This window comes from Streptomyces sp. NPDC059917, assembly GCF_042730635.1.
In the GTDB taxonomy this organism is placed as follows: Bacteria; Actinomycetota; Actinomycetes; order Streptomycetales; family Streptomycetaceae; genus Streptomyces.
Genome location: NZ_JBHWLC010000165.1, coordinates 1 through 5,873, shown reverse-complemented (window position 1 = coordinate 5,873; position 5,873 = coordinate 1). Strand labels below are relative to the sequence as shown.

The 5,873-nt window shown below is 73.3% G+C and carries 4 protein-coding genes; all 4 read left to right on the top strand.

All coding sequences use genetic code 11. The annotated features are described in order from the left end of the window. Positions 1-338: 338 nt before the first annotated feature. The 4 genes from ACFWAR_RS39055 (at position 339) to ACFWAR_RS39040 (ending at position 5,468) form a co-directional block, all read left to right on the top strand. Positions 339-872 carry a GNAT family N-acetyltransferase gene (locus ACFWAR_RS39055; RefSeq protein WP_385788403.1) on the top strand — a complete coding sequence of 178 codons (534 nt, stop codon included), beginning with the start codon at positions 339-341 and terminating at the stop codon, positions 870-872. 92 nt (positions 873-964) lie between these two features. Then, on the top strand, positions 965-1,318 hold the full coding sequence (locus ACFWAR_RS39050) for a hypothetical protein (RefSeq protein WP_385788400.1): 354 nt from the start codon (positions 965-967) through the stop codon (positions 1,316-1,318). Between the two features lie 174 nt (positions 1,319-1,492). Beyond that, a complete protein-coding gene (locus ACFWAR_RS39045; protein ID WP_385788397.1) occupies positions 1,493-3,916 on the top strand; it encodes a serine hydrolase in 2,424 nt (807 codons plus the stop codon). 823 nt (positions 3,917-4,739) lie between these two features. Beyond that, positions 4,740-5,468: a TauD/TfdA family dioxygenase gene (locus ACFWAR_RS39040; protein WP_385788395.1), complete on the top strand. Its 729-nt coding sequence runs from the start codon at positions 4,740-4,742 to the stop codon at positions 5,466-5,468. Positions 5,469-5,873: the final 405 nt, after the last annotated feature.

The following is a 5,873-nucleotide window of genomic DNA, read 5'->3' as shown; positions in this document are numbered from 1 at the left end:
GGGCCGGCCGCCAGGGCCAGCGGGCCGGTGGCGGCGACCCCGGCGGCGAAGAGCTTCAGCAGGTCGCGGCGGTCCACTCCGGCGGACCGGGCCCGCCCGCGGGCCCACTGGCGCAGCCGGGTGCGGTCGTAGCGGCTCTCGTCCGAGAGGTCGTGGGGCATGCGCGCAACCCTTCTTCGTCAGTGCGTTGCGACGGACGGTAGGGCCACGGACCCGGGCACGGGAACGCCCCGCCGGGCTTGGCCACGAACCTGCAATACGGCCGCAACGAGGGGAAACGGGGGAGCCGGGCGGGCGCCGATTACCCCTGACCGGCGACGTTCGGCAGGATGAGGGGCATGACCGAGATCCGCACCCCCCGACTCCTCCTCCGCCGCTGGAACGACGACGACCTCGTTCCGCTGTCGGAGATCAACGCCGACCCGGAGGTGATGCGCTGGATCGGCGAGGGATCCGTCCGCGACCTGGACGAGACCGCTGGGGACATCGAGCGCTGGGAGGAGGAGTGGGACGACGAGGGCTTCGGCCTCTTCGCCGTCGAGCTCCTGGCCTCGGGAGAGCTGATCGGGGCCGTCGGGCTGACCGTGCCGGACGTCCTGCCGGAGTTCGCGCACGAGGTGGCGATCACCTGGCGGCTCGGCCGCCCCTTCTGGGGCCAGGGCTACGCCTCCGAAGCCGCGCACGCGACGTTGGAGTTCGCCCTCCAGGACCGCGGCCTCGACCGGGTCATCGCCATCAACCGGGTGGGCAACGACGAGTCCGAGAACGTGATCCGCAAGCTGGGCATGGAGACGGACCGCGACGTGACCCAGCCCGAGCACGGACACCTGCTGCGGGTGCACACCATCGACCTGACCGAGTACGAGGCCTGACGGCCCGACGCGCGCGGCCGTGCGCCCGGTACCGGCCCGGCGACACGGCCTCATCGGCCGGTGCGGCCGTGACCTGCAACTAAGGTGGGCCCATGAGTGTCGACGGCGTCAGCCCCGCAACCCAGTGGCCGCCGACCCCGGCCTGGATGTCCGACTGCGCGGAATGCGTCCGGCTGTACGCGCTGGTGCAGGACTTCCAGGCGGGGGCCGACGGGCCGAGGGACACGGCCGGGGCCGCGCGCACCCGGCTGGCCCGGCACCTGGCGAACATGCACCTGGAGCACATCCCGCACTGGACCCCCGGCTGCGAACCGTGCTCGGAACACCGTCAGGCCCTCGCCCGTGCCACGGCGTCGGGCCTGTTGGGGGCGGGTGCGTCCTGGCTGGCGGCGGAACACAGGGCCGCGCACCTCTTCGTACCGAGGCTCGGCACGGGCCTGTTGTAGGGCGTGCGCGCACCGCCGGACACAATGCGGATATTTAGGGCCGTTATCCCGGAACCAATGGGTGCCTCCGGGGTCTCTACATGATCGAGTGACACCCCCACGGGGGTGTCGCCGACACCACGAGACAGAGGGCGGGCTGTTGTCCCGGCCGGTAGAAGCTAGGTGGCACGAGGGATGAAGGCGGTACCAGTGGCGGGCGAATCGTCCGACACGTCGAAGAGCGCGCAGGGTTCGACCGCGGAAGCGGTGGAGACGTCCACTCCCGAACCGGCGCCCCCCGAAGCCGCCCCGGCCGCCGCCGAACAGGCCGCGGTCCCCGCCCCCGCGAGCGAACGGGAGCCGGAGCCCGACCCCCGCGCCGAGGCGGCCCCACCCGTACGCGAGCCCGCGGACGACCCGGCGCGCCCCGAAGCCGAGAAGCCGACCGGGACCGGGACCCGTTCCGAGTCCGGGACCGAGCGCGCCGCCGGGGCACCGACCCCGGTCACGACCGACCCTCCCACCACGGCACGCCCCGAGGCCCCCGCCAAGCCTTCGGCCGAGGCGTCGGCCAAGCCGTCGGGCGACGCCCCTGCCGAGGGGTCGGCCGCGGGGTCGGCCGAGGGGTCGGGCGAGGCCCCTGCCGAGGGGTCGGCCGCGGGGTCGGCCGAGGGGTCGGCCGCGGGGTCGGCCAAGGGTTCGTCCGAGGAGCCCGCCAAGGAGCCCGCCGAGGTGTCGCCCGAGGGGTCGGCCGCGGCATCGACCAAGGCTTCGGCCAAGGAGCCCGCCGAGGCGTCGACCGAGGTACCGGCCAAGGCTCCCGCCAAGGCGTCGACCGAGCCGTCGGCCAAGCCGTCGAGCGACGCCCCCGCCGAGGCGTCGGCCGCAGGATCGGCCAAGCCGTCGGCCGAGGCCCCCGCCAAGGCTTCGGCCAAGGCTCCCGCCAAGGCTTCGACCGAGGACTCGTCCCGGTCCGGTGACGAGGAGTCCACCGGGACCGGTGACGGAGAGTCCACCGGATCCGGATCCGGTCGTGCGGCGGTGCCGGAGTCCGACAACGAGCGGACCAGCACCTTCGTCGCCCTCAAGCCGCTGGAGTCGACGGGCGCACCGGCCAAGGCACCGGCCGCCCCCGCCCCGACCACCCCCTCCTGGGCCAAGGGCGCGACCCCGGCCAAGGCCCCCGCCACGGCCGAGCGCCCCGCGCCCCCGGCCCGCACCCCGGCCCCCGCCCCCACCGCGGCAGCACCGGCACCGGCACCCGCACCGGCCCCCGCCGCCAGGCCCACCGCCCCGGAACCCCCTCAGGCCGTACCGCCCCTCGACCTGCTGGCGCAGCTCACCAACACGCCCCCGCCGCAGGAGACCACGGCCCGTACCCTCGGTCGCCGGGTCAAGATCTGGACGCCCGTCCTGCTCGGGCTGGTCGGCGCGGCCGTGGTGGCCCAGATGGTGCGGCCGCTGCCCGCGCCGACCGTGGCCAGCGGGGACGCCGCGGCGTCCTTCACCTTCGACGGGACCTACACCCCGCCGTGGCCGAGCGCGGGCCAGGGCGCGATGCGCGTCGTCGGCAGCGGAGAGATCGGCAGCTTCGGCGAGCAGAAGCCCGTGCCGATCGCGAGCGTGGCCAAGGTGATGACGGCGTACGTCGTCCTCACGGGCCACCCGTTGAAGAAGGGCGAGGCCGGACCCCAGATCGAGATCGACGCCAAGATGGTCGCGGACGGCACGTCCGCGGACGAGTCGCGCGTCGAAGGGCTGACCGCCGGCACCAAGTACAGCCAGCAGGACGTGCTGAAGATGCTGATGATCCCCTCGGGCAACAACGCCGCCCGGCTGCTGGCCCGGTGGGACGGCGGTGGTGACTCGGAGGCCGCGTTCGTCGAGAAGATGAACGCCGCCGCCAAGGAGCTCGGCATGACGAACACCACCTACACCGACCCCAGCGGACTCGACGCGGGGACGAAGAGCACGGCCGAGGACCAGCTCAAACTGGCCGAGGCGGTCATGCGGTTCGACGCCTTCCGGGCGATCGTGTCCATGCCGAGCGCCCCGATCCAGGGCCTTCCCAAGCCGCTGATCAACAACAACGGCAACCTGCTGCTGGCCAACCTGAGCGTCGCGGGCATCAAGACCGGCTCCAGCTCGGCGGCGGGCGGGGCCCTGATGTGGGCGGCGTACAAGTCGGTCGGCGGCAAGGACCAGCTGATCGTCGGAGCCACCCTGGAGCAGCGCGCTCCCGCCCCCGACAAGGATGCGCTGGACAGCCTGGATCTCGTCAAGGCGAACAGCAAGAAGATCATCGAGTCGGTGCGGAGCGCCCTGACGGCTGCCGGAGCCGTGAAGAAGGGCCAGGTCGTCGGGTACGTGGACGACAAGCTCGGCAAGCGCACCCCGCTCGTGGCCACGCGCGACGGCCAGGTGGCCGGCGTACCGGGTCAGAAGGTGCGCTTCAAGCTCACCGACGGCGGCAAGGCACTCCCGCACGAGGCGAAGGCGGGCACCCAGGTCGGCGAGCTGGTGCTGGGCGACGGGCCCGGAGCGGCCACGATCCCGCTGGCGTTGAAGGAGGACCTGGTCGAGCCGTCGTTCGGGGCCAAGGTGCTGCGCCTCGGGTAGCGGATCCCGGGCACGGGGGTGTGCGTACACCCGCCGTTCGCCGTACGACAACCCGCCCGTTGCGCAGCGCCGCGAGTGCTACCTCGTCTACGCACCCGGGCGGACGGCCGCGCCGCCCCTCGGACAGCTCCTGACGGACCCCCGGTCCGTCGGGCCCGTCCGGCGGGCGGCGCGGCCGTACCCGGCGCCGACGTGCCCGGCGCAGGCGTGCCCGCGCCGCGGTCGTGACCTTCGCCACGGAACCGGTCGACGGGGGCGCGCGCCGAAGGCGTCCCGAACCCGTGGTGACGACGGGTCGGGAGGGGTCCGCGCGGGCCCCTGGGGGCAAGAGGAACGACGAGATCCGGACAACACCGGAGCGAAGGGTTCCCTGTACCGTCGGGTGGCCGGTAACGGGTGACGGTGTGCCAGGTCCGCCGCGGTGTGGCGACGCGTGGGTGATCCGCGTCAGTTTGCAACCGTTCCGGTCCGGAGCGGGCGCCGTGCGCACCGTCCGTCACTCCCTTCACCGCCATCGCAGGTCGGCCGGAGGGGTGGGACCCGCGCCGCCGGAGAGTGCCGTCAACGGGCGGTATCTGACATTCCGATCGCCGTTATCCGGACAGTCCCGTATACCGTCCCGACTGTCCGAAGTGGACCAACCGCAGGCAGCGGGGCTGGTGGTGGCCGTTTCGGTTGCAGCGGGCGGCGGTGACCCATCTCACCTTTCGAAACATTGCCAGGTCTGCCGCACTGCTCGAATATCAACCCGGGATGCAGTCCGGAGCGATCGTGATCCGATCGCCAGGCAACTCAAAGCCACAGAATCTCGGGGGAGTTCGTCATGACCACAGCCCTTGATCTTCACGCATGGGAACTTGCGGAACAGGGTTGTACTCTGCTCACAGACATCGAAACGGACGAGCAGGCCGCCGAGGTGCTCAGCGCCTTCGGCGAACTCGTCCCGCAGTACGACGGATCGCTGCGCTACCAGGTCAAGGCGGCTCCGGGCTTCGAGGAGCGCCGCTACTCGAAGAGCGTCAACACCATCCTGGTGCACACCGAGGCGCCGGGCTGGAACCCGACGCCCAGCTACCTCGCCCTGCACTGCCGGGTCCAGGCGACCTGCGGCAGCGGCCACACCGAACTGGCCGACATGCGCCGGTTCGTGGAGTCCCTCCCGGCGCAGGACCGCGCGGCCCTCTACGAGCGCGACATCGACTGGCTCGGCCACAACACCGGTGGCGTCGGGACCGAGGGCGTACGCCGTCCCGTGGTCGAACGCACCGACGGCGGCCGGGAGATCGTCCGCTTCAGCTACAACCTGCTGACCACCGGCCAGTACGACCCGCCGGTCGACGCCAGCGTCGATCCCGCGGAACTGCCCCTCGGCAGCTTCGGCATCCACCTCGCCGAGCAGGCCGAGGCGTTCTTCCGGGAGCAGAAGCGGTCCGTGCTGATCCCGGAGGGCGCGGTCCTCGTCTGGGACAACCAGCGCATGGTGCACGCCCGTTCGGCCTACCGCGACGCCAAGCGGCACCTGACCCGCTACTGGATCGCCGCCCAGCACTGACCCGCCCGCACCGGCCGCCCGGCTCCGACCCTTCGGCGCCGGCCCGCCGGTGCCGACCGACCACCGCGACGCCGCGCCCGCGCCGGTACGCGGCGCCAGTACACGGCGCCGGTGCACGACGCACGGCGAACGACGCGGCGCGAAGGCGGCGCCGCCGCACCCGCGTCGGCCGTCGCGGTCGGCCCGCCGCCGCTCCACCGGGACCGCTCGCCCCGGTGGCGCGGCGCCGGGCCGCGTCGGCCGCGCCCCGGCGCCGTACTCCCGTGCGCCGCGGGCCGAAGCTCGTCGCCGCGGACGGCCGCCGCGCCGCGCGGGGGGCCGCCGCGCCCCCCGGGACACCCCTACCCCCAAGCGGGGCCCTGACCACCAAAGCCCCCCAACTCGTGGACAACGGGGAGGCGGGTG